We start from the raw sequence: 575 nt of genomic DNA on the forward strand, positions 1-575 counted from the left end.
CAATTTCCTGCCTGGAATCCATACCATTATGTACACAATAATCCGATTAATCTGATTGATCCTACGGGGATGCGAGCTGATTGGTATCAGAATAATGATACTAAAAAAGTAAAATGGATTGACGGAAGTAAGGAGATTAAAGGATATACTAATTTAGGCTATAGCTATAGTGATCAAAGTTATGGAGAAAATGGTACAGATCATTTGGTCATGGATGGATCGACTCGACAAATAACAGTTAATGGAAATGTTATAGCTGATTTTAATAAGAAGGGAAATATTCAGCAAGATGGTGTTATGGTTTGGGGAACAGGTGCAGATCCTATGGATAGTGCGATAGAAAGAGATAGAGGGCAGGGTAATATAGAAGTTGGAGATAGTGATATAAATGCTTTTTATGCTTTGCTGAATAAAGTATTAAGCTATTTTAAAGATGAAATTATTCAATCAAATACACCTAAGGAATCTACTTTACCGACAACACCAAAACCTGAAATGGAAATAATATCGCTGTATGATTATAAAGTTGCTGGACCCATAGGAGAAAGAGGGAGTGCAGCTGGTGCTACAGTACA

Annotated in this window: 1 protein-coding gene; it reads left to right on the forward strand. The window is 35.8% G+C overall.

Annotated elements, in window-relative coordinates; translation table 11 throughout:
• On the forward strand, positions 1–575 hold a 575-nt coding region (locus HX062_RS16160; RefSeq protein WP_286468137.1), incomplete at both ends, for an RHS repeat-associated core domain-containing protein.

The sequence above is a fragment of the Myroides sp. DF42-4-2 genome (genome assembly GCF_030326445.1).
GTDB lineage: Bacteria > Bacteroidota > Bacteroidia > Flavobacteriales > Flavobacteriaceae > Flavobacterium.